Source organism: Vibrio sp. 10N.222.49.C9, assembly GCF_041474985.1.
Classification (GTDB): domain Bacteria; phylum Pseudomonadota; class Gammaproteobacteria; order Enterobacterales; family Vibrionaceae; genus Vibrio; species Vibrio crassostreae_C.
In genome coordinates this window covers 46,422-72,100 of record NZ_JBFRVD010000018.1, presented here as the reverse complement: position 1 = coordinate 72,100, position 25,679 = coordinate 46,422, and the positions used below count along the sequence as shown (strand labels likewise).

Annotated in this window: 27 protein-coding genes; 12 read left to right on the top strand and 15 right to left on the bottom strand. The window is 44.4% G+C overall.

What is annotated here, in order from left to right:
* Positions 1-44 precede the first annotated feature (44 nt).
* Positions 45-728: a methionine ABC transporter permease gene (locus AB4585_RS06805; RefSeq protein WP_017060764.1), complete on the bottom strand. Its 684-nt coding sequence runs from the start codon at positions 726-728 to the stop codon at positions 45-47.
* Positions 718-1,752: a methionine ABC transporter ATP-binding protein MetN gene (metN, locus tag AB4585_RS06800; protein ID WP_017060763.1), complete on the bottom strand. Its 1,035-nt coding sequence runs from the start codon at positions 1,750-1,752 to the stop codon at positions 718-720. The genes AB4585_RS06805 and metN overlap by 11 nt, the downstream gene beginning before the upstream one ends.
* A gap of 207 nt (positions 1,753-1,959) precedes the next feature.
* Between metN and gmhB the strand changes: the two genes are divergently transcribed.
* The 5 genes from gmhB to treC all read left to right on the top strand — a co-directional run bounded on the left by gmhB (position 1,960) and on the right by treC (position 7,472).
* A complete protein-coding gene (gene gmhB / locus AB4585_RS06795) occupies positions 1,960-2,544 on the top strand; it encodes a D-glycero-beta-D-manno-heptose 1,7-bisphosphate 7-phosphatase (protein WP_017060762.1) in 585 nt (194 codons plus the stop codon).
* A gap of 112 nt (positions 2,545-2,656) precedes the next feature.
* A complete protein-coding gene (locus AB4585_RS06790) occupies positions 2,657-2,998 on the top strand; it encodes an MliC family protein (protein ID WP_017060761.1) in 342 nt (113 codons plus the stop codon).
* Between the two features lie 91 nt (positions 2,999-3,089).
* Entirely contained in the window at positions 3,090-4,034 is a 945-nt protein-coding gene (gene treR / locus AB4585_RS06785) for a trehalose operon repressor TreR (protein WP_017060760.1), read from the top strand.
* Between the two features lie 205 nt (positions 4,035-4,239).
* A complete protein-coding gene (gene treB, locus AB4585_RS06780) occupies positions 4,240-5,664 on the top strand; it encodes a PTS trehalose transporter subunit IIBC (protein WP_372169447.1) in 1,425 nt (474 codons plus the stop codon).
* A gap of 122 nt (positions 5,665-5,786) precedes the next feature.
* Positions 5,787-7,472: an alpha,alpha-phosphotrehalase gene (treC, locus tag AB4585_RS06775; protein WP_136973729.1), complete on the top strand. Its 1,686-nt coding sequence runs from the start codon at positions 5,787-5,789 to the stop codon at positions 7,470-7,472.
* A gap of 180 nt (positions 7,473-7,652) precedes the next feature.
* Here treC and AB4585_RS06770 read toward each other — a convergent pair whose 3' ends face one another.
* Positions 7,653-8,255, bottom strand: coding sequence for a YitT family protein (locus tag AB4585_RS06770; RefSeq protein WP_048616195.1), 603 nt, complete (start codon positions 8,253-8,255; stop codon positions 7,653-7,655).
* A 347-nt stretch (positions 8,256-8,602) separates the two neighbouring features.
* Between AB4585_RS06770 and glyA the strand changes: the two genes are divergently transcribed.
* The gene (glyA, locus tag AB4585_RS06765) at positions 8,603-9,853 is read left to right on the top strand and encodes a serine hydroxymethyltransferase (protein WP_372169446.1); all 1,251 of its coding nucleotides are present in this window, start codon (positions 8,603-8,605) and stop codon (positions 9,851-9,853) included.
* A gap of 603 nt (positions 9,854-10,456) precedes the next feature.
* On the opposite strand, the gene AB4585_RS06760 is transcribed toward glyA, so the two are convergent.
* The 6 genes from AB4585_RS06760 to tsaA all read right to left on the bottom strand — a co-directional run bounded on the left by AB4585_RS06760 (position 10,457) and on the right by tsaA (position 15,044).
* Entirely contained in the window at positions 10,457-10,783 is a 327-nt protein-coding gene (locus AB4585_RS06760; RefSeq protein WP_017072003.1) for a hypothetical protein, read from the bottom strand.
* A gap of 232 nt (positions 10,784-11,015) precedes the next feature.
* A complete protein-coding gene (locus tag AB4585_RS06755) occupies positions 11,016-11,207 on the bottom strand; it encodes a DUF4250 domain-containing protein (protein WP_004738555.1) in 192 nt (63 codons plus the stop codon).
* Position 11,208: 1 nt separating this feature from the next.
* Positions 11,209-11,412 carry a YaeP family protein gene (locus tag AB4585_RS06750; protein ID WP_009847436.1) on the bottom strand — a complete coding sequence of 68 codons (204 nt, stop codon included), beginning with the start codon at positions 11,410-11,412 and terminating at the stop codon, positions 11,209-11,211.
* Positions 11,413-11,617: 205 nt separating this feature from the next.
* Positions 11,618-12,307, bottom strand: coding sequence for a tellurite resistance TerB family protein (locus AB4585_RS06745; RefSeq protein ID WP_108092863.1), 690 nt, complete (start codon positions 12,305-12,307; stop codon positions 11,618-11,620).
* Between the two features lie 224 nt (positions 12,308-12,531).
* On the bottom strand, positions 12,532-14,247 hold the full coding sequence (locus tag AB4585_RS06740) for a proline--tRNA ligase (protein WP_102503515.1): 1,716 nt from the start codon (positions 14,245-14,247) through the stop codon (positions 12,532-12,534).
* Between the two features lie 101 nt (positions 14,248-14,348).
* A complete protein-coding gene (gene tsaA / locus AB4585_RS06735) occupies positions 14,349-15,044 on the bottom strand; it encodes a tRNA (N6-threonylcarbamoyladenosine(37)-N6)-methyltransferase TrmO (protein WP_017063354.1) in 696 nt (231 codons plus the stop codon).
* Positions 15,045-15,167: 123 nt separating this feature from the next.
* On the opposite strand from tsaA, the gene AB4585_RS06730 reads away from it, so the two are divergent.
* The 3 genes from AB4585_RS06730 (at position 15,168) to AB4585_RS06720 (ending at position 17,526) form a co-directional block, all read left to right on the top strand.
* Positions 15,168-15,428 (top strand): type B 50S ribosomal protein L31, encoded by a 261-nt coding sequence (locus AB4585_RS06730; protein ID WP_054541634.1) that lies wholly within the window; start codon positions 15,168-15,170, stop codon positions 15,426-15,428.
* The gene (gene ykgO / locus AB4585_RS06725; protein WP_010436457.1) at positions 15,428-15,553 is read left to right on the top strand and encodes a type B 50S ribosomal protein L36; all 126 of its coding nucleotides are present in this window, start codon (positions 15,428-15,430) and stop codon (positions 15,551-15,553) included. The genes AB4585_RS06730 and ykgO overlap by 1 nt, the downstream gene beginning before the upstream one ends.
* Positions 15,554-15,939: 386 nt before the next feature.
* On the top strand, positions 15,940-17,526 hold the full coding sequence (locus AB4585_RS06720) for an AbgT family transporter (protein ID WP_029225911.1): 1,587 nt from the start codon (positions 15,940-15,942) through the stop codon (positions 17,524-17,526).
* 112 nt (positions 17,527-17,638) lie between these two features.
* Here AB4585_RS06720 and AB4585_RS06715 read toward each other — a convergent pair whose 3' ends face one another.
* Both AB4585_RS06715 and AB4585_RS06710 read right to left on the bottom strand, forming a co-directional pair.
* The gene (locus tag AB4585_RS06715; protein ID WP_017063355.1) at positions 17,639-18,082 is read right to left on the bottom strand and encodes a YaiI/YqxD family protein; all 444 of its coding nucleotides are present in this window, start codon (positions 18,080-18,082) and stop codon (positions 17,639-17,641) included.
* 54 nt (positions 18,083-18,136) lie between these two features.
* Positions 18,137-18,424, bottom strand: a complete 288-nt coding sequence (locus AB4585_RS06710; protein WP_017069390.1) for a hypothetical protein — start codon at positions 18,422-18,424, stop codon at positions 18,137-18,139.
* Positions 18,425-19,192: 768 nt separating this feature from the next.
* On the opposite strand from AB4585_RS06710, the gene AB4585_RS06705 reads away from it, so the two are divergent.
* On the top strand, positions 19,193-19,711 hold the full coding sequence (locus AB4585_RS06705; protein ID WP_017060749.1) for a GNAT family N-acetyltransferase: 519 nt from the start codon (positions 19,193-19,195) through the stop codon (positions 19,709-19,711).
* On the opposite strand, the gene AB4585_RS06700 is transcribed toward AB4585_RS06705, so the two are convergent.
* Complete coding sequence (locus AB4585_RS06700; protein WP_017060748.1) at positions 19,677-19,985, bottom strand: DUF3301 domain-containing protein; 309 nt, start codon at positions 19,983-19,985, stop codon at positions 19,677-19,679. The genes AB4585_RS06705 and AB4585_RS06700 overlap by 35 nt on opposite strands.
* A gap of 84 nt (positions 19,986-20,069) precedes the next feature.
* Positions 20,070-21,110 (bottom strand): DUF3549 family protein, encoded by a 1,041-nt coding sequence (locus tag AB4585_RS06695; RefSeq protein ID WP_017060747.1) that lies wholly within the window; start codon positions 21,108-21,110, stop codon positions 20,070-20,072.
* Between the two features lie 87 nt (positions 21,111-21,197).
* Between AB4585_RS06695 and AB4585_RS06690 the strand changes: the two genes are divergently transcribed.
* On the top strand, positions 21,198-21,512 hold the full coding sequence (locus AB4585_RS06690; RefSeq protein WP_017063358.1) for a YqcC family protein: 315 nt from the start codon (positions 21,198-21,200) through the stop codon (positions 21,510-21,512).
* Positions 21,512-22,261: a tRNA pseudouridine(65) synthase TruC gene (gene truC / locus AB4585_RS06685; RefSeq protein WP_017060745.1), complete on the top strand. Its 750-nt coding sequence runs from the start codon at positions 21,512-21,514 to the stop codon at positions 22,259-22,261. Before AB4585_RS06690 ends, truC begins: the two co-directional genes overlap by 1 nt.
* Positions 22,262-22,414: 153 nt before the next feature.
* Here the strand turns inward: truC and AB4585_RS06680 are convergent, their stop codons facing one another.
* Both AB4585_RS06680 and glnD read right to left on the bottom strand, forming a co-directional pair.
* On the bottom strand, positions 22,415-22,798 hold the full coding sequence (locus tag AB4585_RS06680) for a DUF3461 family protein (RefSeq protein ID WP_004734354.1): 384 nt from the start codon (positions 22,796-22,798) through the stop codon (positions 22,415-22,417).
* A gap of 181 nt (positions 22,799-22,979) precedes the next feature.
* Entirely contained in the window at positions 22,980-25,601 is a 2,622-nt protein-coding gene (gene glnD, locus AB4585_RS06675) for a bifunctional uridylyltransferase/uridylyl-removing protein GlnD (RefSeq protein ID WP_372169445.1), read from the bottom strand.
* Between the last annotated feature and the right edge of the window lie 78 nt (positions 25,602-25,679).

Genomic DNA, 25,679 nt, shown 5'->3' with positions numbered 1-25,679 from the left:
TATTTAATTAGGTTCAGACGACTCTACTCTTTATGTGTGAGTCTTTATCTGTGGTCAACACGGCGAACTAATGAATCACCGATTGATTGAATAATTTGTACCAGCACAATCAACATCACTACTGTCACAGCCATGATGGTCACATCGTAGCGGTGGAATCCGTAACGAATCGCGACATCACCTAGGCCACCTCCGCCTACAGTACCGGCCATTGCTGAGTAGCTCACCAGAGTCACTAGCGTAATCGTTACTGAGTTGATGATAGTCGGTAGTGCTTCTGGAAGCAGAACCTTATTGATGATTTGTGTTGGTGTTGCGCCCATTGATTGGGCCGCTTCCACTAGACCTGTTGGTACTTCAAGTAGTGCACTTTCGATAAGTCGAGCCACGAATGGGATAGCGCCAATCGTCAGTGGAACAATCGCTGCTGTTGTACCGATGAAGGTACCAATCAGCATCTTAGTCAGTGGAATAATCGCAACCATCAAAACTAAGAAAGGTACTGAACGACCCACGTTCACAATCGCACCTAGAATCTTGTTTACTTTGGTGTTCTCTAACAGGCCACCTTTTTTAGTCGTATGCAGAATCACGCCTAGTGGAATACCGACCGCGAAGCCAACAATGCCTGCAACAGCAACCATGTAAAGCGTTTCGCCTGTTGCGCCTAATAGAAGGTTACCGTTAAGGCTGATCCAGTCAGCAATCTCGTTGAAACTAAAGGACATAACCAAGCACCTCTACTTTTACATTGTTGTCGCGTAGGAATTGGATAGCAGCATTATCATCTGCTTCATTACCGAACAGTTCAGCGACCATCATGCCGAACTTCACGCCACCGGCGTAATCAAGGTCAGAACTTAAGATGCTGACATCGATATTGAATTTACGTGCGATTTGCGTCATTAGCGGAGCATCAACCGTTGCACCAGTAAACTCAAGACGCACCAGCGGGTAGCTGCTGTTTACGCGAGTCTCTTGCAAACGTGCTTGGTAATCTTCAGGGATCGTCAGATCCAACGTTGAGCGAATAAACTGATGCGCTAGCTCTGTCTTCGGATGAGCAAAGATGTCACCGACTGTACCTTTCTCTACCAATTCACCGCCGCCAATGATCGCAACCTCGTGACAAATGCTTTTAACCACATCCATCTCGTGTGTAATAAGCAGGATAGTGATGTTCAGCTTGCGGTTGATTTCACGCAGCAGCTCAAGGATAGATTGAGTTGTTGCTGGATCCAATGCGCTGGTGGCTTCATCACATAGCAGTACTTTCGGGTCAGAGGCCAGTGCGCGAGCAATCGCCACACGCTGCTTTTGACCACCACTTAGGTTTGCCGGGTAGGTGTCACGCTTATCAGCAAGGCCAACCAGTTCAAGTAACTCGCTGACTTTCGCTTCAATAATCGCTTTATCTTTACCAGCAAGTTCTAGAGGCAGTGCTACATTGTTAAATACAGTACGAGAAGACAGCAGGTTGAAGTGCTGGAATATCATGCCGATGTTACGGCGCGCTTCGCTAAGCTCTGATTTGCTGAGTTTTGTTAGGTCGATACCATCAACAATCACTTCACCCGAAGTCGGGGCTTCCAACATATTTACACAGCGGATTAGGGTACTTTTGCCTGCACCTGAAGAGCCGATGACTCCAAAGATTTGACCTTGAGGAATGTGGAGGTTGATATCAATTAAGGCATTGATTTCTTTAGTGCCTTGATAAAAAACCTTATTGACTTGATTCACTTTAATCATAGAGAAACCCGTGCAGGTAGAACAGAATAATATGTCGATAGCTCGCTCGATTTACAGACGATGCTATGGTGTTCTATGATCTAAGTCAATAGATATTTTTACGTCTAGACGGCTAAACGTCGATTGTATGGCTAAGCTAGAAACAAATCGTTAACGAACGCAAAACTAAATAGATAGTGATGAAGCAAATAAAGCGTGTAATAATTAATGATTAATAGAGAGTTGATAGAGAACAAAATTTTGTCTAAACCTGCTGTTTTTTTAGATCGTGATGGAGTGATTAACGTTGATCACGGCTACGTACATGATGAGCATGACTTTGAATACATCGATGGTGTGTTTGAAGCGGCGAAAGCGTTTAAAGATATGGGTTATTTATTGGTGCTAGTGACCAACCAATCTGGTATTGCTCGCGGCATGTTTAGTGAAGACCGTTTTCTTTCTTTAACGCAGTGGATGGATTGGAACTTTGTTGATAATGGTGTCGAGCTCGATGGCATTTATTACTGTCCTCACCACGCTGAGCACGGTATTGGTGACTACAAGCAAGATTGTGAATGTCGTAAGCCAAAGCCAGGCATGTTCATTTCTGCTCGTGACTTTCTGAAGATTGATATGGCTAACTCGGTCATGATCGGCGATAAAGCGGAAGACATGATGGCTGCAGAAGCAGCAGGTGTTGGTACTAAAGTCTTGGTAAGAACGGGTAAACCCATCACTGAAAAAGGTGAAGCGTTGGCTAGCGTGGTACTTGATAGCATTAAAGACGTACCCGCTTTCTTAAAAGGCTAAACGTTTTATTTATCACTAAGGTATGGACCTATCATTAGGCACTTACATTAGGTTTGTTCGAACCTGTGAATAGGCTAAGTGTCGTTGACTATATAAAGATGAGGAACGAAGTATGAAAGCTATGTTGGTAGCATCTCTATGTACAGTAGCATTGGTTGGGTGCTCTAAATCAGCAGCCCCTGAGACTGATAGCGCAACATCGAATGATCAATTCGCGACTTATCAATGTGAGTCTGACGTCTCGTTTGATGTGTCTTACCTTGATAATGAAAAAGCGGTACTACGCTTGCCTGATAATGAATACCGCCTGACTCAAGTTCCAGCGGGCTCAGGAACCAAATACATCTTAGATGATGGCACTTCAGAGATGATTAACAGCATCACTTTGCGCACGAAAGGTGACAATGCGCGTCTAGAACTTGGTCGCGTAGTCTATCGAAATTGCCAAAAGTAAGTCATAGTAAGAACTGCTAGTATTTACAAACAGTTAAGTGAGGGAATCTACCCTCACTTTTTCTTCTCTTCCCTTTAACGTTAGACTTTTTATGAGCAAAAAACTCACTATTCTTGATATTGCAAAGCTGTCCGGTGTTGGTAAGTCAACCGTATCACGCGTTCTGACCAATGATCCAAAAGTGAAACCTGAAACCCGTGAAAGGGTGGAAAGAGTAATTCAAGAATCTGGGTACACGCCTTCAAAATCTGCGCAATCGATGCGCGGTGGCAGTCAAAAAGTCATCGGCGTAATCATTTCTCGTCTGGACTCTCCTTCTGAAAACAAAGCGGTAAGTACGATGCTGGCCGAGTTGTATCGAGCGGATTACGATGTCGTGATCATGGAAAGCCAACTTGATAGAGATAAAGCCAATGAGCACCTGCAAGTTCTAAAGCGTCGTAACGTTGATGGCATTATTGTATTTGGTTTTACTGACTGCGATATTCCGGCAATCGAAGCTTGGGAACACAAAGCGGTGGTGATTGCTCTGGATACCGAGAACGTGACGTCGATTAACTATGATAACCAACAGGTGATCAATAGTGCGTTGGTGCATTTATCGGATCAAGGGATCTCTGACGTTGGCTTTATCGGGGTTGATCCTAGTGATAAATCAACCGGTGAACTGCGTCTTAAGGCTTATCTCGATTGGTGTGAAAACACAGGTTCAGTGGCAAACTATCGTACTGGTCAACTTCATCACGAAAGTGCTTATCAGCTGGTGGATGAGGTGTTAACTCCCGCGACTCAAGCGATCGTTTGTGCCAGTGATACGCTGGCTCTTGGTGTAATCAAGCGTCTGCAAGAACTACAACGTGAAGATGTGGTCGTCACCGGCGTTGGTGGCAATGATCTTCTCTCTTTCTTATTCCCACGAGTATTTAGCATTGATCCTGGTTACCAATCTGCAGGTAAGCTGGCTGCTAATCTATTGATCTCTCAGCTTTTAGGCAATTCAGAGATCTCTCATCACACACAATCTCCTATTCTATAATCCACTCAATTAAGCGAAATTGAACCGCTTAGATTAAAATTAGAGTGTGATCTCTTTCAATTAATGGGACTGTTCCCATTTAAATTTATCATTCATGCGGGCATTATAATAACTGTGATTGGGAATGTTCCCATAAGTCTGAATCTTGAGTGGTTATCACTGCATGGTTTAGATGAGTAATTGAATGAAACCAGGGTGGGGTAGTATGAGTAAGATAGCGAAGCAAGACGTTGCGCGTCTTATCGAGTTAGTCGGTGGCAAAGAAAATATTGCGAGTGTCAGCCATTGTCTGACTCGACTGCGTTTTGTATTGAACGATACAGAGCAGGCCAACAAAGCTGAACTCGAAAAATTGAAGCTAGTAAAAGGCTGTTTTACGAACGCAGGCCAATTCCAAGTTGTGATTGGCACTGAAGTTGATGAAGTGTACGTACTTCTGATTGAACAGACAGGTAAAGAGGCATCATCAAAAGATGAGTCTAAGCTGGCTGCTCGTCAAAATATGAACTTCCTTGAGCGTGGTATCTCCCATTTAGCCGAAATTTTCGTACCACTGCTGCCTGCCATCATTACTGGTGGTCTGATTCTTGGTTTCCGTAATGTGATTGGCGACATTCGCATGTTCGACGGCAAAACCCTCGTTGAAATCAGCCAATTCTGGGCAACTGTTCACTCTTTCTTATGGCTGATTGGCGAAGCGATTTTCTTCTTCCTACCGGTTGGTGTGTGTTGGGCGACGGTTAAGAAGCTTGGCGGAACCCCTATTTTGGGTATCACGCTCGGTGTGACCTTGGTTTCCCCGCAATTGATGAACGCTTACATGATAGGTAAATCGGTACCTGAGGTGTGGGACTTTGGCTTGTTCGTGATTGAGAAAGTCGGTTATCAAGCACAGGTGATCCCTGCGATGCTAGCGGGTGTGGCTCTGGCGTTCATTGAGACTAACCTTAAGCGTATTGTACCTTCTTATCTGTACCTTGTTGTCGTGCCATTTGTATCGATTATTTTGTCTGTGATTTTAGCTCACGCTTTCATTGGTCCATTTGGCCGTATGTTAGGTGATGGCGTGGCATTCGCGGCTAAAGCAGCAATGACGGGTGACTTTGCGATTCTTGGTTCAGTGGTATTTGGCTTCCTTTACGCACCTTTGGTTATTACGGGTATTCACCACACAACCAACGCCGTCGACCTACAACTGATGCAAGACTTAGGCGGCACACCAATCTGGCCTTTGATTGCGCTATCTAATATTGCACAAGCTTCAGCGGTTGTTGGCATCATTATCTTAAGTAAACGCGAAGGTGAACGAGACATCTCGGTTCCAGCTGCAATCTCTGCCTACTTAGGTGTGACGGAGCCTGCGATGTACGGCATCAACCTTAAATACAAATTCCCAATGCTGAGCGCAATGATCGGCAGTGCTGCAGCGGCTGCAATCTGTGGTAGTGCAGGTGTGATGGCGAATGGTATCGGTGTTGGTGGCTTGCCGGGTATCTTATCGATTCAACCGCAATATTGGTCTGTTTACTTAATTGCGATGCTGGTGGCGATTGTACTACCCGTCACGTTAACCCTGTTTTTCTATAAACGAGCACAGATGAAAGGCGAGCTAGAAACCGCCAACGCGTAATGCATTAAATAAGCGATGACTCCAAAGTGAGCCATCGCTTTTTCTCTTAGTTATAACGGCTATTCGACCATGATTTGCATGGTGGTTTTTATTTTATATTTTCTGGTAAGTGAGTGTTAGAGATGGCGATGACTGAGCATGATGAAAGTTGGTGGAAAACCGCAACCATCTATCAAATCTACCCAAAGAGCTTTTGTGACAGTGGCAGTAAAGGTACTGGCGATATCAAAGGGATCATTTCAAAACTGGATTATCTTAAACACTTGAGTGTGGATGCAATTTGGTTAACCCCAGTTTACGCATCCCCAATGATCGATAACGGCTACGATATTTCAGATTACTACGCGATTAACCCGCAATTCGGCACCATGGAAGATTTCGACCTATTGCTGGCTGAAGCGCACCAACGTGGTATTCGTATCGTGATGGATATCGTGGTAAACCACACCTCAACAGAACATGCGTGGTTTCAGTCAGCATTGGGTGATAAAAACAGCCCATACCGCGACTACTACATATGGAAAGATCCTGTAAACGGCCAAGCACCAACCAACTGGCAGTCTAAGTTCGGTGGTAATGCATGGGAAATGGATGAAGCGACGGGTCAGTATTTCCTACACCTATTCGCGAAAGAGCAAGCCGACCTTAACTGGGAGAACCCGGTTGTACGCGAAGAAGTGAAAGACGTCATTAGCTTCTGGGCTGAGAAGGGCGTTGATGGTTTCCGCTTGGACGTGATCAACCTGATTTCGAAACAGCAAGACTTCCCCAATGATGATATCGGTGATGGTCGTCGTTTTTACACTGATGGCCCACGAGTGCACGAATACCTGAAAGAGATCAGCGAAGCGGTATTCCAGAAATACGGCAGCGTGACAGTAGGCGAGATGTCTTCAACGACACTCGAGCATTGCCAACAGTACTCAAACATTGATAACAGCGAGTTATCGATGGTGTTTAACTTCCACCACCTTAAGGTGGATTACACCAATGGTGAGAAGTGGACTAATGCGCCGTTTGATTTCTTGCAGCTCAAGTCGATCTTCAATCATTGGCAAACGGGTTTGAACGGCAAGGGCTGGGGCGCATTGTTTTGGTGTAACCACGACCAACCGCGAGTCGTGAGCCGCTTAGGTGATGATCAGCAATATCGTGTTGAGTCGGCCAAGATGTTGGCTGCTTCTGTGCACATGATGCAAGGCACGCCTTATATCTATCAAGGTGAAGAGATTGGTATGACCAACCCTGGCTATACTGACATCAGCCAGTATCGTGATGTTGAGAGTACCAATATGTACGACATCATGGTTAACCGTGATGGTGTGGCTCATCAAGATATGATGGCGATTCTAGCGCAGAAATCTCGTGATAACTCTCGTACACCAATGCAATGGAATAGTGAGCCTTACGCCGGATTCTCACAAGCTCAGCCATGGCTTGATGTAGCGAATAATTACTCTGAGATTAACGCTGAGCAAGCACTGGAAGACAAAGACTCTGTTTTTTATTTCTATAAGAGCTTGATTGAGTTACGCAAACAAGTACCAGTGATTACGGATGGCAGCTATCAAGATCTATTGCCTGAGCACCCGTCGGTATTTGCGTACTCTCGTGAGAGTGAAGGACAAACTCTGCTGTGCATTAACAACTATTATGGTGAAGAGGCTGAATGCGTTTTACCTGAACGTTTTGAGATGGCAAAGGCTAAGAGCTTGTTGTCTAATTATCAAGTGAGCGAGAGTTTAGTGGCGTCTCATCATCAAGTTTTGCAACCTTACGAGACTCGTATTCTTTTGATCGAAGGTTAGCCTTGTTTTTATTTCAATCGGCTTGATTCTCTTCCCCTTAAAGGATTCGGCTGTTAAAAGGCTTTGGAGTGCTCCCCAAAGCCTTTTTTGTTTTAGTGATGGCTGGAATATCGTGCCTCGAGTCTACTTGCTAGAAGTTTGAGCATCGAGTGCCAGCAACGACAGAGCAGGTAATGAACTTTAAGACGCGTAATTCACCGAGTAGCGAGTTGGTTTGTGGTTCATTGCCAATACGATGTTCAATACTGCGGTGCCTAATACAGATACGGCAATCACCCAAGGTGACACGAAGAAGAACGATGCAAACAGAATACACGCATCAATACCCATTTGTGTTTTGCCTACCGAGATACCGTAGCGGTCTTGGATAAACAAGCACAGTACGTTGAAGCCACCCAGACTTGAGCGGTGACGGAATAGGATTAGCATACCTAAGCCCATTAGTAAGCCGCCGGCAACAGCACAATAGATCTCGTTATGAACTTCTAGCGAGATAACTAAGTATAAATGATCGGCAAACACAGACACTAAAGCACCAGAAATCGCACTGCTAATAGCAAAGCTACGGCCAAATCGTTTCCATGCTAATAAGTAGAACGGGCAATTAGCAATAAAGTACAAAATACCAAAGGTTACAGGCAAGAATTGACTCAAAAGCAGAGCCAAGCCAGTAGTGCCACCGGTAAGCAGGTTCGCTGACTGTAAAAAGAAGACGCCTAACGCCACTAAAAACGTGCCAGTGAGAATCGCTACCCAATCTTCTTTACGTGAGTGTTTTTCCATCGTTTTTATAATTACCTAACCAATAAAGGCGTGCATAGTAGAGAAAAACCTTAGCTTTCGGTAGCTTGAGGTGCAAAATTAAGGTAAACCTATGTAATCTGCGTTTTACAGGGTGTAAAGCGTAAAATTGACAGTAAGCGTCATCTTTGGTTGGATAAGCTAAATAACCATGATGAATCTTATATGTGATTATGAAAAAACTGCATGATAAAATTGCAATTAGCTCTTTATGACCTAGATCAAATTATGTAGAATGCGTCACATCAAAACGGTGACGGAAACGTTTGCTTTCGGTCGTTGTGTGGTTTTTTCGAAACTTTCAGTACAATCTGAGTCAGGAGATACAGATGCTTAAGCGTGACATGAACATTGCTGATTACGATGCGGATCTATTCGCAGCTATCCAAGAAGAAACTCTTCGTCAGGAAGAGCACATCGAACTTATCGCTTCAGAAAACTACACAAGCCCACGTGTAATGGAAGCTCAAGGTTCTCAACTTACAAACAAATACGCTGAAGGCTACCCAGGTAAGCGTTACTACGGTGGTTGTGAGTACGTAGATAAAGTTGAAACTCTAGCAATCGAACGTGCATGTGAACTGTTTGGCGCTCAATACGCAAACGTACAACCTCACTCAGGTTCTCAAGCAAATAACGCTGTATACATGGCACTACTAAATGCAGGCGATACGGTTCTAGGTATGAGCCTAGCACACGGTGGTCACCTAACTCACGGTTCTCCAGTAAACTTCTCTGGTAAGCTTTACAACATCATCCCTTACGGTATCGATGAAGCGGGTCAAATCGATTACGAAGAGATGGAAAAGCTGGCTATCGAGAACAAGCCTAAGATGATCATCGGTGGTTTCTCTGCTTACTCTCAAATCTGTGATTGGAAGCGCATGCGTGAAATCGCTGACAAAGTAGGTGCTTACCTGTTCGTAGATATGGCTCACGTAGCAGGTCTAATCGCTGCAGGCGTTTACCCGAACCCAGTGCCACACGCTCACGTAGTAACTACAACGACGCACAAAACGCTTGCGGGTCCTCGTGGTGGTCTAATCCTTTCTAACGAAGGCGAAGATCTTTACAAGAAGCTGAACTCAGCAGTATTCCCAGGCGGCCAAGGTGGTCCTCTAATGCACGTTATCGCTGGTAAAGCAGTAGCGTTCAAAGAAGCTCTAGAGCCAGAGTTCAAAGAATACCAAGCACGCGTTGTTGCTAACGCAAAAGCAATGGTTGCTGAATTCCTAGCTCGTGGTTACAACATCGTTTCAGGTTCTACAGAGAACCACCTGTTCCTAGTTGACCTAATCAACAAAGACATCACAGGTAAAGAAGCAGATGCAGCACTAGGTGCAGCAAACATCACTGTAAACAAGAACTCAGTACCAAACGACCCACGTAGCCCATTCGTTACTTCAGGTATCCGTATCGGTTCTCCTTCTATCACTCGTCGCGGTTTCTCAGAAGCAGACGCGAAAGAGCTAGCAGGTTGGATCTGTGACATCCTAGATAACATGGGTGATGAGTCTGTTATCGAAGCGACTAAAGCAAAAGTACTAGAGATCTGTAAGCGTCTACCTGTTTACGCTTAATTTTTCTGCGTAGTAATTTGAACTTCGTTGTCGAGCATGCTCACTTACATCCGTAAGCTCCGCGTGCTCTCCTAGAATTTCAAACGACTACTTTGAAAAAGTACTTTTAAAGGGGCTCATTGAGTCCCTTTTTGTTTTAGGGAAAGGTGTTGAAGACTCTGCACCTGTTCCTTGAACTAAAGCTATTTGATTGAAAATACGATTTGAAAGGCTCCTGTTGGGAGCTTTTTTTGTTTTTTTGGGTATTACGTTGTCGAGCATGCTCACTTACATTCGTAAGCTCCGCGTGCTCTCCTAGAATTTCAAACAACTACTTTGAAAAATATTGATACTAGAGGCTCCTTAATAGGGGCCTTTTTTGTACTTGGAAGTTTTAAAATTGTTGTCGAGCATGCTCACTTACACCCGTAATCTCTGCGTGCTCTCTTAGAATTTCAAACAACTACTTTGAAAAGCAATGATACTAGAGGCTTCTTTAAAGGAGCTATTTTTTGTATCTGGTGGCTGGTGGCTGGTGGATTTGGGATTAAGAGTAAAGAAAAGCGGGTATTAAAAAGGGTTAATGCTTTCACATTAACCCTTTGGTATTTGGTAGTGTCGATTCTACTTTTTGATGCTAAGTAGGGTGCCTGACTTACACTTGAAAGAGTAGTAGTGGCGGCTTTCACTGAACTTACCTAGGCCTTCGCCATCACAGTAGTCGATGTTGATGTCACGCATCACTTCTAATGTGTCTTCGCTGTTCAAAGCGAATTTAGAGCCATCAGAACAGACAATACGAACTCGTTCATCATGGCTTACAGAGTAAATATCGACTTCAGTATTACACAGCTCAAAAGAGGCTTCGCGAAAGTTGTCTTGCTGAGTATTTGAAGCGCAACCTGCGGTGAGTGCGGCTGCGATAACGGCTAAAAGTCCGAGTCTTTTCATTGTTAATCCTTCACTATCATCAAGTTGAGTGATGAGTTTTATATGCTAGTTTAGGTAGCCTATACAACAATACGCTTTGGTTCAAGGCGCGTTCGTTGACTCTAAGATATAAAAGTATAGGTGCATACAGATAATTTATAATGGGTTTGCTGCGTGTTTCCTTATTACGTATCACCAACAAAAAAAGACCAACACAGAGGTTGGTCTTTAAATAGGAAGATTTTTTAAACGACTATCGAAACTGTTTAGCTTCTGGAAGATACTCAAAACCAGCAGACGCGAGCTTAGCGATTAAGGCTGCTTTGTCGATTTCGTAGAAGTTGACCACTCGATCTAAATCACCGCCGAAGTCGTCACGAAGCTTCATGTTGACGATGCTCATCAACATCACTGGATCCATCTTTTCAAAATTAGCGAGGTTCATATTAGTCCTCGAAATCTGAGATCAGCAGATTGGCTGCGGCAAATGCAGCGCGATCACGTGCTTCTTTAGGAAGAGACTCATCGGCAGCAAGGTCATTCAATGTTTTTACCGCGCAGGTGATCGCTTTAGGGATATAGCCTTGGTCGCCACTGCCAATTTGAGAATACAGTTCACGCACCAAATCACAACAATCGTATACTTTCATTTTTATACCTAACCAAATGATAACTGATCTCAATATACACATAGAGATAAGCAAAAACAAAGTGGATCTGATTAAGTTCAGAGTTAGTTTGTTCTTGCTCAATATCTCATTCTGTTAATGCTCAGCGTATCACTTTGCTAGTCTGCTACTTAGCGTGTATTTGCGGCTTAGCATGATATTTATTGGTTAGCCTAATATTGACCGCTTAACCAGAAATCTGCTGTTCAAGTTGATAAGTAACTTCATCTGCAAGGTTGAGTTGCTTAGCTAACTCTTTGAGGTAGGCCTTCTCCATAAAGTTCTGCTCGTCAGCCACAATCAAAGAGGCTAAGTAGATCTCACTCGCTTGTTGAGGTGAAGTTGCGAGCTGAGCAATCTCACTTGGGTCGAGTGGCTTGTGCAGCTCTTCAGAGACCAGTTTAGTCAGTTGATAGTCCGCGCCCATATTTTCGACCGCTTGCTCGATCTTGGCCATCTCCTCCTCATCGACATGACCATCGGCTTTGGACGCAGCAATCATAGATCTTAGAATCAGCACACTATGGTTTGAGTCGCTCTCATCAAATTGAGCTTGTTCGGCATTCGGTGTTTGGCCTTGTTTAGACTGGTAATCGTTATAGACCTTGTAAGCGAGTGCACCCAGTGCCGCTGCGCCACCAATACCAGCGGCTTTCTTACCCATTTTCTTGGTTTTCTTCGAGCCCATTAATGCACCTAAGAGTCCGCCGCCAACTGCGCCTGCACCGAAGGCTCCGAGCGTGCTTTTGTTGATACTCTTGCCATTGCTGCCTTGAGTTAGGCCACTTAAACTTGAAGACCCTTGTGAAAGTTTCTGAGTGCCTTGTTTAACGAGATCTGATTTAAGTGCTTGGTTCAGTAAGCTTTTGATATCCATCGATACCTCCAATGGTGAGCATGTCCAAAAAGTTGATGACACCAATATACGGATTTAAAGATGAACAGGGGATTAACTTACGTTATTTACTCTACTGATAAATAGAAGGGAGTTTGAAGAGAAACGACAGGCACAAAAAAGGCCACCTAATGGCAGCCTTTCAATGTTTATCTAGCGAGTAACCAATTATTTAGTCAATACAGACTTATTCAGTTACTTAATTACTAAGCTAGTTGAGCTTTAAGGTGCTCGATAACCGTGTCCATTGCGATAACTTCTTTATCACCAGTACGACGGTTTTTGTATTCGAAGTTACCTTCGTCCATGCTGCGATCGCCGATAACGATAGTGTGAGGGATACCCACTAGCTCGATATCTTTAAACATAACACCTGGGCGCTCTTTACGGTCATCGAATAAAACTTCGATACCCATAGCCGTTAATTCAGCGTATAGCTTCTCAGCGGCTTCTTTAACACGCTCAGATTTGTGCATGTTCATTGGTACGATAGCAACTTGGAATGGTGCTAGTGCGTCTGGCCAAGTGATACCGAATTTATCGTGGTTTTGCTCGATAGCCGATGCAACAACACGAGAAACACCGATACCGTAACAACCCATTTCTAGGATTACGCTCTTACCATCTGGACCAAGCACGTTACAGTTCATTGCTTTAGAGTAAGTGTTACCTAGTTGGAATATGTGACCAACTTCGATACCGCGCTTAAGCTGGATAGTACCTTGACCACATGGGCTTAGGTCGCCTTCAATAACGTTACGTAGGTCTTCAACTTGAGCAAGCTCAACGTCACGACCCCAGTTGATGCCGAAGTAGTGCTTACCGTCTACGTTTGCGCCAGCGCCGAAGTCACTCATTACAGCTACAGAGCGGTCAACGATGAATGGTAGCTCTAGGCCAACAGGACCTAGTGAACCAGGACCTGCACCAACAAGTGCACGGATTTCTTCTTCAGAAGCCATCTCGAGTGGAGAAGCAATTTGTGGAAGATTCTCTGCTTTCACTTCGTTAAGCTCGTGATCACCACGGATGATTAGTGCAATGATGTCTGCATCTACTTCATCAGAAGCTTTAACGAATAGAGTCTTAACGGTCTTCTCGATTGCTAGACCGTGCTGCTCTACAAGCTCTGCGATTGTTTTTGCGTTTGGCGTATCAACCAGTTCCATCTCTTGAGTAGGCGCTGCAACGTCTTCAGTAGGAGCTAGTGCTTCTGCTTTCTCGATGTTCGCTGCGTAATCAGACTCAGAAGAGAATGCGATTAGGTCTTCGCCGCTTTCGGCAAGAACGTGGAACTCTTGAGAGCCGCTGCCGCCGATTGCGCCAGAGTCTGCCAATACTGGACGGTACTCAAGGCCCATGCGGTCGAATGCTTTACAGTAAGCATCGTGCATCGCTTGGTAAGACTTTTCTAAGCCTTCTTTGTCGATATCAAAGCTGTACGCATCCATCATAGAGAATTCACGTGCACGCATTACGCCAAAACGAGGGCGGCGTTCATCACGGAATTTAGTCTGGATTTGGTACAGGTTTAGAGGTAGCTGTTTGTAAGAGCTGATCTCGTTACGTACTAGGCTCGTCACTACTTCTTCAGCTGTTGGGCTAAGAACGAAAGGACGAGAGTGACGGTCTGTGAAACGAAGTAGCTCAGGGCCCATCTTTTCAGAACGGCCAGTCTCTTCCCAAAGCTCAAACGGTTGAACTACGGGCATCAAGATTTCAACGGCACCTGCATTATCGATCTCTTGGCGAACGATATTTTCGACTTTACGCAGCACACGTAGACCAGTAGGTAGCCAAGTATATAAACCTGAAGCTAGCTTACGGATCATACCTGCACGTAGCATCAGCTGGTGGCTGATAACTTCTGCGTCGTTTGGAGTCTCTTTCAGAGTAGAAAGAAGGTAGTTACTGGTACGCATTCTATGGTATCCGTTTCATCATTGATAAAAGAAAACTTGCTGTCGTTCGTAACCACAGCAAATCTGATATAGCCGCATATAATATCAGCCTATTTGGGATCTCAAAAGCGTTCAATGTCAGTTACATTGATGAAAAGCGTTTCAACCACGAATTTCACGTTAAGATTGAACAAATTTACCGCATATTCCTTGTTGTCAGGCTTACCTTTCTTATAGGCAGGGCGAGGATCTTGGCCTAATACTTCTTTGATCACCTGAATGATATGGCGCGCTTGTGGATGGCTTGCGAGCTTACTTTGCGCTTGCTGCGAAAAGTTAACGTCGAGCACTTCTGGTTCATCGGCGGCAAACCCTCCCAATGCATCCGGAATCGAATCTGAATAGGGGATATAAGGCTTGATGTCGATGATCGGTGTACCGTCTACTAAGTCGACGCTGCCGAGATCCAACCAAGTCTGTCCTTTCTCTTGAGACACACCTTTTAGTTCAACCGCAGACATGCCAATTCCATTTGGTCTGAATGTGGCACGTGACGCGAATACACCAATACGTTCATTCCCGCCAAGGCGAGGTGGTCTCACTGTTGGTTTCCAGCCCGCTTCAAGGTTCTTATCGAACAAAAACAACAACCACACATGGCTAAATTGCTCAATATCACGAACAGACTCAAGACAGTTTGCTGCGTCAACCAGCCTGACTCTTGAGGTAGAAGTGGGTACTAACCTAGGCTGTCTTGGTACCGCGAACTTCTCTTTATAAGGAGACTCAATAAAGCCAACAGGTTCAATGGTGTACATAGCAAGGTGTTCTCTGGTTTCAGTTAAGACGGAAAAATATCATAAAATCACTTGTTTTTCTTTTGATAATAATTATCATTTGGGATGTTATAACATATCAATTTAATTGTTTAGGGAAATACAATGAAACCGAATATCCACCCTGACTACCGCACAGTGGTGTTCCATGACACCAGCGTTGATGAGTACTTCTTAATAGGTTCTACGCTGAAAACAGACCGCACTATCGAATGGGAAGATGGCAATACTTACCCTTATTTCACGATTGAAGTATCTGCAAAATCGCATCCTTTCTATACGGGTAAACAGAGAGTGCTTCATAAAGAGGGACGTGTTGCTAACTTTACTCGTCGCTTTGGTCAATTAGGTAAGGGAGCTAAATAATGAAAGTTGTTAAATCACTTAAAAGTGCGAAAAGCCGTCACCCAGATTGCCAGATCGTTAAGCGCAGAGGGCGTCATTATGTGATCTGCAAATCCAATCCAAGATTTAAAGCGGTTCAAAAATAACCGTCAATATGATGTGACGCGTGTGTAAAAACGAGGGGAAAGTCAAACTTCATTCATTTGCCTGTTTTTCTTTTCCTTCGAGCGGAACCTTGGCCAATATAGAATCTTCCTTTAGAGTATGGTGTGTTTTATTTTCATGTGAATCAATGAGTTATATTGTCAGTCATATTTGTAGTGAATGCTTGTTTGTGAATTATAAATCTATCTTTTGTATTTAATATAGATTTATTTGCTAATTAATTGTTCAAATAGAGTTAAAAGCCGTCGTTTGTTACACATTTTGTAACATTTTGAATTTCTAATTGATAATTTTGTCGCGTACTCTGCGCTGGCAATTTGAACATTTTTGTCACAATTGCACAGGAATCACTACAAGGAGGGAACTGATGAGTTCATCAGCTTCAATAAAAAACAACTCGCCAAAGAAACCTATTTTTACCCGCTTTCTCGATGGCGTTGAATATTTGGGGAACCTTTTACCCCACCCAATCACTCTTTTCGCAATCTTCTGTGTCGCAATCCTAGTTTCTTCAGGAATTGCTGGTTACTTCGAAGTATCTGTAATGGATCCTCGCCCAGAAGGTGCTAGCGGTCGTGCTGCTGATGGCATGATCCACGTTGTAAGCTTGCTTAATGCTGAAGGCTTACAGCTCATCGTAACTAATCTAGTTAAGAACTTTGTTGGCTTTGCGCCACTTGGTACCGTGCTTGTTGCGATGCTAGGTGTTGCGATTGCTGAACACTCAGGTCTATTATCTGCGGCAATGCGCGGCATGGTAATGGGCGCATCTCAGCGCATGGTTACTGTAACCGTGGTATTTGCAGGTATTATCTCTAACACGGCTTCAGAGCTAGGTTACGTAGTACTTATCCCTCTTGCAGCAATGCTTTTCCACTCATTGGGTCGTCACCCATTAGCAGGTCTAGCGGCAGCATTTGCTGGTGTATCTGGTGGTTATTCTGCAAACCTACTTATCGGTACGGTTGATCCACTGCTTTCTGGTATCACAGAAACAGCGGCACAAATGCTTGATCCATCTTACTCTGTTGGTCCTGAATCGAACTGGTACTTCATGTTTGTTTCGACCTTCTTTATCTCGATTGCCGGTGCATTGGTAACAGAGAAGATTGTTGAACCTAAGTTAGGTAAATACAACGATGAAGACGCATCTGAAGATCTTTCAAATGACTCTATGGGTAAACTTACTGCTATTGAGAAGAAAGGCCTTAAGCTAGCGGGTGTTGCTGTATTAATCGTGAGTGCACTTTTAGCTTGGACTGTGGTTCCTGCTGACGGTGTTCTGCGTTCAGAGGCAGGTACGATTTCAGGTTCTCCATTCCTGAAAAGTATCGTCGCGTTTATCTTTGTATTCTTTGCTATTCCTGGTTTTGTTTACGGCAAAGTTACTGGTTCAATGAAGAATGACCGTGATGTGATTAATGCAATGGCAACGTCTATGTCTTCAATGGGCATGTACATTGTTCTTGTATTCTTTGCTGCACAGTTTGTTGCTTTCTTTAAGTGGACTAACTTTGGTCAAGTGGTTGCTGTAGGCGGCGCAACATTCCTTCAGGATATCGGCCTAACGGGTCCAATGTTGTTCTTCGCATTCATCCTAATGTGTGGCTTCATTAACCTGATGATCGGTTCAGCTTCTGCACAATGGGCAGTAACAGCGCCAATCTTCGTTCCAATGCTAATGCTAGTAGGCTACGCACCTGAAACGATTCAAGCGGCTTACCGTATCGGTGATTCAACAACGAACATCATTACACCAATGATGAGCTACTTCGGTCTTATCCTTGCCGTAGCAACTCGCTACATGAAGAACCTAGGTATCGGTACACTGATCGCGACCATGTTGCCTTACTCAATGGTATTCATGTTCGGTTGGAGCATCTTGTTCTACCTATGGGTATTTGTATTTGGTCTACCAGTAGGTCCAGGTGCAGCAACGTACTACACGCCTTAGTTGTAGAGTAGGGGAAACCTTCTTCTAATTGATATTAAAAAAACCTGCATTGTTTGCAGGTTTTTTGATTTTTTATGGAGAGATAGAACTAGGTTAAGCTCGGATGAGCCAGCTAGCGTTTGGCTAGAATTCTATCTAAGTGGTTGGCAAACTCACGACGGTCGGTTTGAGAAAGGGCACTTGGTCCACCCGTTTGGATGCCACTTGAGCGCATGGTATCCATAAAGTCACGAATGTTCAGACGCGCTTTAATGGTCTCTTTGGTGTAAAGCTCACCACGAGAGCTGAGTGCTTGCCCACCTTTAGTGATCACTTCGTCAGCCAGAGGGATATCGGATGTAATCACAAGATCGCCGGGTTCAGTGCGCTTTACGATTTCATCATCAGCAATATCAAACCCGCTTGGCACTTGAATTGAGTGAATGTTATTGCGTTTAGGAACGGGAACCAGATGGTTTGCCACAAAGGTACATTCAACCCCTGTGCGCTCAGCTGCGCGTACGATTGTTTCTCGGATAACCTTTGGACAAGCGTCCGCATCAACCCATATCTTCATAGTGTTCTATTTCTCTGTTAGCTTATTTATCGGTCAACTTATTGCTCAGTTGCCTTATTGATCAGTTAGTTTAGCTTCAAGCATGGCAACGCGAGCAGTGAGTTCAAGGATTTGCTTTTCCAGTTGGCTAACACGATCAAGTGCTGGCTCTTCTTGTGTCGCGACTTCAACTTTAGGAACACGATTTGCGCTTTTCCAGCTCTTGATGGTCGTGATTAAAGCGGGCATCGGAACGGATGTGCTCATACGAGCCTTAACTAAAGCAACTGTCGGCTCTTTCCCTTGCGCTTGCAGTCCTTCAAGCACTGATTTCAACTCTTCAGAAACATCTTTTGTCAGCATGTTGATCTCCATTTTTAGTCTTTAGTCATTTTACTCGCTCTGGTGAATGATAGCGAATCATAAAACCGCCCATGGCTTGTGAGAGATCTCTTACAAAGGTTGTGAGATAACACGAATACATCGCTAGAGAGATTGATGTGCACATGGTTAAGGTGTTGAATTTTAATTGTTTTATATAATTAACAACTTTCTTGAATTCAAAATGTGATGCAAATCTATTGTCCGAAATCCTAAATCGCGTAAATTAAACCTTGTTGGAAGGATTCTGACACGGAACAGGAAAGCACCAAGGATTTGGTTATCTTCAGGATGAAGATTTGGTTACTTAGGATTGAGTGATCAAGCATGGAGCGTAAGGACATTGTAGGGATACAGTCAGTTAACAGGAAGTTAGCTGCAACGGAATGACAATGGACACCTTTAGGATTAAAGGGTTGGATTAGCATCAGGACGATGTAAAGGACACCGCTCACGGAACAAGTGATGTGCGCTAACTAGGATTGTTAGCTTTCAGGATGATTGGACACCGCTAGGACGGCGAAGTAAAGGAAAGAGCTGAAGGATTACAGCCACTATTATGGATGATGCATGGAGCATTAATTAGTAGCCGGACTGCTGCGAGTAAGACCCTAGCCCTGACACTTCGGTGTCGGGGCTTTTCTTTTCCTAAGGCTTTTTCTCTATCTAGGGGCTCTCTTTAATTCAGGAGCTTTTATCTAAGCACGCGACATCTGCTTTTCTGCTAATGGTCAACACAAGGAGTGTTTTATGACGATAGCAACCTCAAGAACGCTGTTGGTACCTTATACCGAGCAGTTAGAACATGACTTTATCAAGTTGAATTGCTGCCCCATCAATCGTGCTGAAATGAACGGGCCGCATTCTATTGCCTCTGCAAAACACCTATTTCAAGAAATACTGAACGACAACGTTGGTTTTTGCCGAGCCATTATCCACAACCAAACCCGCGAATACCTCGGGCATTTGTTTGTTTCGTCTGAAGAAGGGAAGCATGAACTGGGATTTATTCTGGACAAGGAGTTTTGGAATCAAGGCCTTGCTAGTGAAGTGCTAAAACCTTTCTTTAGTTTGGTTTGTTTTGAAGAACACCTAACGAATGTTGTCGCGACCGTTAATGTTGGTCATAACCCATCAATTAAGTTACTTGAAAAGTTAGGCTTTGCATTTAAAGAGACCAAACAAGATCAGTTTGGCCCTTATCATGAATATAGTTATACCGCGTATTGCGACGTTACATTCTATGAGGCTGTAGCTCAAACCGCATAGAACGGAAGCCCACCATGGTCAGTTTCCCTTGGTACAGGTCATCACCTAACGCTGAAAACTCAAATTGATACACGGTGTGCCAGCGCCAAATGGTGGTGAGCTCATGGCGCATCTTAAGTTTATGACCACTAAAGGCAACACTTAATAGCTGTAAGTCGAGCTCTTTACATTTTCTCGCAATGGCAGCTTTCGCAAGCTCGGATTGCCTGCGCTGTTGCCAAAACAGAAAGCAAAAGAAGCACAGCATCAAAATAGCCAATAAGTTATCTATCATTTAATCCATACTTCCTTTTATCTCTCTATTCCGTTCGTGATTTGAGCTTTTTGTTATGAGCTACTGAGCTGTTCTGTCTGGTATCTATTGCGACTTAGCCGCTTGTTGTAATTCTACAAGTGCATTGGCGAGTTCTGGTGATGGGTTCGAGTTCAATAATGGTAAAAATACCATTCTCAGTGTCGGAATCATCACTAAATCTGCAAATAACTGATTGAACAAGTTTTGGTTGCCCGTTTGTGCGAGACGCAGCAAGAACTGCTCAGCAATCGCAGGATCTTGCAGTGCGTGCCAGCTGCGACCAGCCAAACCAATCAATACTTCTTGGTGGCTTAAGCGCGGGCTAGCCAGAACTTGGTTAATTACGGCGTTGGTTGTGCTTTGCTCTGCGCCAGAAAGGGCACGTACCAGTGCTGACAGTAAGAACAGATCTGGCTCTTGACTGTTAATCTCATTCTCTGCCATTTCTTGTAAGCGTTGAGCGAGCTTGTCATTGATTTGCGTATGCTCAAGCGCCCCGAGAGTCGCGTATAGAGGTTCTGAAGGCAGCTTATTCAATGCTTTGCGAATCGCGACACCATTTTGTTGGCTGCCTAAACGAGCACACATATCAGTGATGCCTTGTAGGCCAACGGTTTTCCAGTTGTCCCAGCCTAGATCGCCTGTGAAGTAGTGTTGAGCGTGTTCATAGTATTGGCTCGTTGCAAGGTCTAAACCTGCTCTTACTTGGCTATGGAACACGGCCATTTTGTCTTCTGAAGGCTTGAAGGTATATGGGTTGTTTGACAGCTTTTGTTGTTGCTCTTCGCTGATCTCACCGTTCAAACGTGTGCCCATCGCTTCGATAACAAACTTAAGGAAATTGCCGACATCACCTTGATGTAATAGGCCTCTTTCGTCCAGTTTGAATTTTAGGAACCAGATCCAAGGTTGCTTGTGTTCGTTCCAGTAACTAATCGCTAAGTGAGCTTGTTTCTGAAGTGGAAATGGGTACGGCTGTTTCCCTTGCTCAACATCAGAGAATAAGGTGTTGTCGATCTTCTGAATACGGCGACCTAGGTCGTAGATATCGTACTGGCAACCGCTATTCTTTAGTAACTGAGTGAGCGTGTGAATCGTTTCCATAGTAATAAAGCTCCTAACTTTCTTTCCTAAATAGATGGTACTCTATGCCCCAATTTCAAGGTCACTAGATAAATAACTTGGTGAAAAATGACAGCAGCCACAAAGTTACCTCTTTTACTTCAACAATTAGAAGAACAAATGCGCCAATGTTCGCTATGGAGCACGCTTCCGCCTTCGGATGAAGCTCTGGCGAGCGTTGAACCTTTCGGGATTGATTCGTTACAACCGGAAGAGTGGTTGCAGTGGATCTTTATCGTTAAGATCAACGCAATGATGGATGCCCAAATGAGCCTACCGAAAGGCTTTGCTATCCATCCTTATTTTGGTGAAGTGTGGAAAAATGAGGCAGACAAAGTCGAACTGCTAGTGACAATTCAGAGCATTGATGAGGTATGTGCGTAATGTTAGAGATCATTTATCAAGATGAGTACTTTGTCGCGGTGAATAAGCCCGCTGGCATGCTAGTGCATCGTTCATGGTTGGATAAACACGAAACGCAATTTGTTATGCAGACATTGCGCGATCAAATTGGTCAGCATGTATTTCCATTACACCGCTTAGACAGACCGACATCGGGTGTGTTGGTGTTTGCGTTGTCGAGTGAGGTTGCTTCACAGGTGATGCCAATGTTCGCTAATCATGAGATGCAAAAAACCTATCATGCGATTGTCCGTGGTTGGATAGAAGAGGGCGATACGCTCGATTATGCACTTAAGGTTGAGCTGGATAAGATCGCAGATAAGTTCGCGAAAGAAGACAAAGAAGCGCAAGAGGCAGTGACAGTCTATGAACCGCTAGCAAAAGTAGAAGTGCCATATTCAACAGGACGCTTTCCTACGAGCCGCTACTGCTTGGTTGAGATGATGCCAAAGACAGGTCGCAAACATCAGCTGCGTCGTCACATGGCTCATCTAAGACATCCGATTGTCGGTGATACTTCACATGGTGATGGTAAGCACAATCGACTGTTCCGTGATGATTTAGATTCGCATCGTTTGTTGTTGCACGCTTCTGAGCTTCGCTTTATCCATCCTTTCACAAAAGAAGAGTTGGTGATGAAGGCCAACCTTGATGAAACTTGGCTAAGGTTGTTTGAAACCTTTGAGTGGGATACTAACTTAATCGATGCTCAAACTTGCTTGTCTAAGTAAGTCTCGCGTGTTTAGGCAATCTCCAGTCTAAGTGAATAGAGAAAATAGAATAAAAAACAAAGGGCTGATAGTGATATCAGCCCTTTTTGTATCTGTATAACCTTAACGGCATAACTAATGTTGGTTAGTTAACAGTAATAGTTAGTCGCGGGATCATTTTAGCTTTTCTAGATCAGCTTCGATCTCAGCGATTTTGCTTGATACCACTTTCTCTAGATGGCGTAAGTCGGTAAGGATCTTCTGCTTCACATCCACCTCAGCCGTTGGCGTCGGTTTGGTGATTTTGTTGAGTTCATCAATCACAAGAGTGAGGTTGCGGTTAATCTCTGTCACTTCTTTGTATTGATTATTGCCACCGCTAACAAGCACACTTTTTACTTGTCGTGGGTACTTAAATTTAACGCTTTTCGCGAACAGTTCCCCTTTCTGCTTACGAAAGTAAATCTTCAGGATATCTTTGTGCGCTTCTTGGCGAAGGGAGTAACGTTCAATCTGTTTAGGTTCGTGGATACCTAAGCCAGTGAGGTTTGGATACATAAGCGACCTCTAGGTTATGAATGTAATACTTTTATGTAATTGACTTGATCAATGTAGCAGCCTAACGACGAGCTAGATAGTTGATATCTGTGAATTGATTGTAAGTTGTGGGCAAGATCGCTCTCTATCTTTGCCCACACTTATTTGGTTATTAAACCTGTTTTTAGACTGAATTCGCTTTCTAAGGTGCGAGTTCAGAAACGTGCTCGGTTAATCGTTCTCTTAGTGCCTGTTCTTGTTCTTCAGACAGCCTTCCTCCCGCTTCACTGGTCAGAATAAACAGATCCTCTGCTCGCTCACCTATGGTGGTGATTTTGGCACCGTGCAAGTTGATGTCTAGCTCCGCAAAGGTTGCACCGACTTGAGCCAATAACCCCGGCGTATCAAGAGCTCTTAACTCCATCAAGGTACGTTTCTTGCTCTTGGTTGGTAGGAACTCAACTAAGGTTTTGACCTTAAAGTGTTGCAAGTTACGTGGCGTGCGACGCGTCTTAATCTTAGTCGGGCGGCCATCAGTCAATACATGAGTCAGATGTTTAGCAACGGCTTTGTGTCTTGCTTCATCAATCGCTTCGCCGTGCTGGTCTAGTACGATAAAGGTATCCAAAACATGACCATCTTTGCTAACCATGACCTGCGCGTCATGAACGTTAAAGTTACGTCTGTCGAGTTCGGCAACCACGGTCGCAAACAGTGCTGCTTGGTCTTTACAATAAACGAACACTTCTGTGCCACCGCGCGTCGCTTTCTTACTGATCAGCACTAACGGTTGGCTTGGGTCTTCTAGGCGAAGTAAGTGCTCACAGTGCCAAGCGATTTGTTTATGTGTGTGACGCAAGAAATAATCGGCCTTAAAGCGTTGCCACAACACTTCAATCTCACGAGCGGTGAAGCCTTCTTTACGCAGCAGTGCTGATGCCATTTGTTGGTTGTGACGAATACGGTCTCTGACATCGACAGGGTTTTCCAAGCCGCGGCGCAGTGCTCGCTGCGTTGAGTGGAACAGCTCAGCTAACAGGGTTCGTTTCCAACTGTTCCATAGCTCGGGGTTAGTCGCACAGATATCGGCAACGGTTAAACAAACCAGTAGCTCGAGTGATTCTTCATCACGCACTTTTTTGGCGAATTCGGTGATCACATCTGGGTCGTAGATATCACGACGTTGAGCCGTTACTGACATCAATAGGTGATTTTGTACCAACCACGCGACTTGTTTGGCTTCAGGCTTCGATAGCCCGTGTTCAATACAGAAAGAGTAAGCCTCAACCGCACCTATCTCAGAGTGGTCTCCGCCGCGGCCTTTGCCGATGTCATGGAAGATAGCGGCAAGGATCAGCAACTCTTTCTTCTGTACTCGAGGATAGACTTCACAGCAGATAGGGTGCTTATCGTGGTTTTCGATTTGACCAAAGCGGTTGATGTGCTTGAGCAGGCGGATACTGTGCTCATCCACGGTGTAAACATGGAATAGGTCAAACTGCATCTGACCAACGATCTGGCTCCACTGCGGTAAGTACGCAGAGAGCACGCCCAATTTGTGCATTAAGCTAAAGGCTTTGTGCAGGGCGTTAGGGTGGCGAACTAGATCCATGAACTTGTCACGAGCTTCAGGAATGGTATGCAGGAATCGGTTCAATCGACGGCGTGCCGTACGCAGTTGTCGCAATGTTGGTGGACTTACCCCTTCGATAGTCGAGTCATTGGCGATATGGATGAACATATCGAGAATGGTTTCTGGTCTTGCTTGGAATAGGGCAGGCTTGCGCGCTTCGATCAACGAACCTCGACGTTGGAAATCACTATCGAGAATTTCAGCGTCTTGGGTTTGACCGCCATTGATGATCGCTTGATCGAACAGCTTAAGCAGCATCTTATTCAGTTCAGCAACACGACGAAGGGTTCGGTAGAACTCTTTCATCATCATCTCAACACCACGGTTTCCTTCACCCGTATAACCCAGATGTTCAGCGACTTGAGCTTGATGCGCGAACGTTAAACGGTTGTCGTAACGGCGCAGTTCAATATGCAATGCAAAGCGAACACGCCATAAAAAATCTTGGCACTCAACGAGCTCACGATATTCAGCATCGGTCAGAAAGCCGTATTTGCTCATCTCTAACAAAGAGGTTGCGCCGAAGTGGCGACGCGCAACCCAGCTCAGGGTATGGATGTCTCTGAGCCCTCCCGGAGTCGATTTGATGTCCGGTTCTAAATTATAGGTGGTGTCGTGGTAGCGAGCATGACGCTCTCTCTGTTCTTGAATCTTGGCTTTGTAAAACGTCTCACTTGGCCAAAATGAATCGGAATGAATCTTCAGTTTTAGTTCTTGGAAAGTGTCTTCACTACCACATAACAATCGCGACTCTTGTAGGTTGGTCGCGACGGTTAAATCATCGGTGCCGATATCGAGACACTCAGTAATAGTTCGCACAGCATGGCCAACTTCGAGCTTTAAATCCCAAAGTAGAGTAATGAATTGACTGACCTTTTCACCAAGAGCTAGTGGTAGTGTTTTTTGCGAGACAATGAGAATATCAATGTCAGACAAAGGATGCAGTTCGCCACGACCATAACCACCCACTGCGACAAGTGAAATATGAGGCAGTTTGTTGAATCCGAAATTTTCCCACAAACGATTGAGAAGTAAATCCATGTATTCGGAGCGCAGTAGAACCAAATCGGTGACGGGATGGTGGTTCAGAAATTCATTTTTTTGATACTGCGTGAAGATCTCGAGCTGATTTTTTAATTCGCAGATTTCAATTTGTTCGTCATTGAACGTAAGAGGGCATTGATAAGGCATAGTCTGCTATCCGTGCAAGCAAATGAGAATAGTAAACAATTTAACAGAAGCTGATGGAAAATCGAAATTGAGTGGATA

What these genes read in the sequence shown, in the direction of transcription:
- AB4585_RS06720 (WP_029225911.1), top strand. Translation starts at nt 15,940, where the DNA reads ATGAGTTCATCAGCTTCAATAAAAAACAACTCGCCAAAGAAACCTATT.
- AB4585_RS06740 (WP_102503515.1), bottom strand. Translation starts at nt 14,247, where the DNA reads ATGCGTACCAGTAACTACCTTCTTTCTACTCTGAAAGAGACTCCAAAC.
- AB4585_RS06755 (WP_004738555.1), bottom strand. Translation starts at nt 11,207, where the DNA reads ATGAACCTCGCTAATTTTGAAAAGATGGATCCAGTGATGTTGATGAGC.
- AB4585_RS06680 (WP_004734354.1), bottom strand. Translation starts at nt 22,798, where the DNA reads ATGTATCCAAACCTCACTGGCTTAGGTATCCACGAACCTAAACAGATT.
- ykgO (WP_010436457.1), top strand. Translation starts at nt 15,428, where the DNA reads ATGAAAGTTGTTAAATCACTTAAAAGTGCGAAAAGCCGTCACCCAGAT.
- truC (WP_017060745.1), top strand. Translation starts at nt 21,512, where the DNA reads ATGTTAGAGATCATTTATCAAGATGAGTACTTTGTCGCGGTGAATAAG.
- AB4585_RS06760 (WP_017072003.1), bottom strand. Translation starts at nt 10,783, where the DNA reads ATGAAAAGACTCGGACTTTTAGCCGTTATCGCAGCCGCACTCACCGCA.
- AB4585_RS06745 (WP_108092863.1), bottom strand. Translation starts at nt 12,307, where the DNA reads ATGGATATCAAAAGCTTACTGAACCAAGCACTTAAATCAGATCTCGTT.
- glnD (WP_372169445.1), bottom strand. Translation starts at nt 25,601, where the DNA reads ATGCCTTATCAATGCCCTCTTACGTTCAATGACGAACAAATTGAAATC.
- AB4585_RS06790 (WP_017060761.1), top strand. Translation starts at nt 2,657, where the DNA reads ATGAAAGCTATGTTGGTAGCATCTCTATGTACAGTAGCATTGGTTGGG.
- glyA (WP_372169446.1), top strand. Translation starts at nt 8,603, where the DNA reads ATGCTTAAGCGTGACATGAACATTGCTGATTACGATGCGGATCTATTC.
- AB4585_RS06805 (WP_017060764.1), bottom strand. Translation starts at nt 728, where the DNA reads ATGTCCTTTAGTTTCAACGAGATTGCTGACTGGATCAGCCTTAACGGT.
- AB4585_RS06750 (WP_009847436.1), bottom strand. Translation starts at nt 11,412, where the DNA reads ATGAAAGTATACGATTGTTGTGATTTGGTGCGTGAACTGTATTCTCAA.
- metN (WP_017060763.1), bottom strand. Translation starts at nt 1,752, where the DNA reads ATGATTAAAGTGAATCAAGTCAATAAGGTTTTTTATCAAGGCACTAAA.
- AB4585_RS06700 (WP_017060748.1), bottom strand. Translation starts at nt 19,985, where the DNA reads ATGATAGATAACTTATTGGCTATTTTGATGCTGTGCTTCTTTTGCTTT.
- AB4585_RS06715 (WP_017063355.1), bottom strand. Translation starts at nt 18,082, where the DNA reads ATGAAGATATGGGTTGATGCGGACGCTTGTCCAAAGGTTATCCGAGAA.
- AB4585_RS06690 (WP_017063358.1), top strand. Translation starts at nt 21,198, where the DNA reads ATGACAGCAGCCACAAAGTTACCTCTTTTACTTCAACAATTAGAAGAA.
- AB4585_RS06705 (WP_017060749.1), top strand. Translation starts at nt 19,193, where the DNA reads ATGACGATAGCAACCTCAAGAACGCTGTTGGTACCTTATACCGAGCAG.
- AB4585_RS06730 (WP_054541634.1), top strand. Translation starts at nt 15,168, where the DNA reads ATGAAACCGAATATCCACCCTGACTACCGCACAGTGGTGTTCCATGAC.
- gmhB (WP_017060762.1), top strand. Translation starts at nt 1,960, where the DNA reads ATGATTAATAGAGAGTTGATAGAGAACAAAATTTTGTCTAAACCTGCT.
- treR (WP_017060760.1), top strand. Translation starts at nt 3,090, where the DNA reads ATGAGCAAAAAACTCACTATTCTTGATATTGCAAAGCTGTCCGGTGTT.
- AB4585_RS06695 (WP_017060747.1), bottom strand. Translation starts at nt 21,110, where the DNA reads ATGGAAACGATTCACACGCTCACTCAGTTACTAAAGAATAGCGGTTGC.
- AB4585_RS06710 (WP_017069390.1), bottom strand. Translation starts at nt 18,424, where the DNA reads ATGCTGACAAAAGATGTTTCTGAAGAGTTGAAATCAGTGCTTGAAGGA.
- treB (WP_372169447.1), top strand. Translation starts at nt 4,240, where the DNA reads ATGAGTAAGATAGCGAAGCAAGACGTTGCGCGTCTTATCGAGTTAGTC.
- AB4585_RS06770 (WP_048616195.1), bottom strand. Translation starts at nt 8,255, where the DNA reads ATGGAAAAACACTCACGTAAAGAAGATTGGGTAGCGATTCTCACTGGC.
- tsaA (WP_017063354.1), bottom strand. Translation starts at nt 15,044, where the DNA reads ATGTACACCATTGAACCTGTTGGCTTTATTGAGTCTCCTTATAAAGAG.
- treC (WP_136973729.1), top strand. Translation starts at nt 5,787, where the DNA reads ATGGCGATGACTGAGCATGATGAAAGTTGGTGGAAAACCGCAACCATC.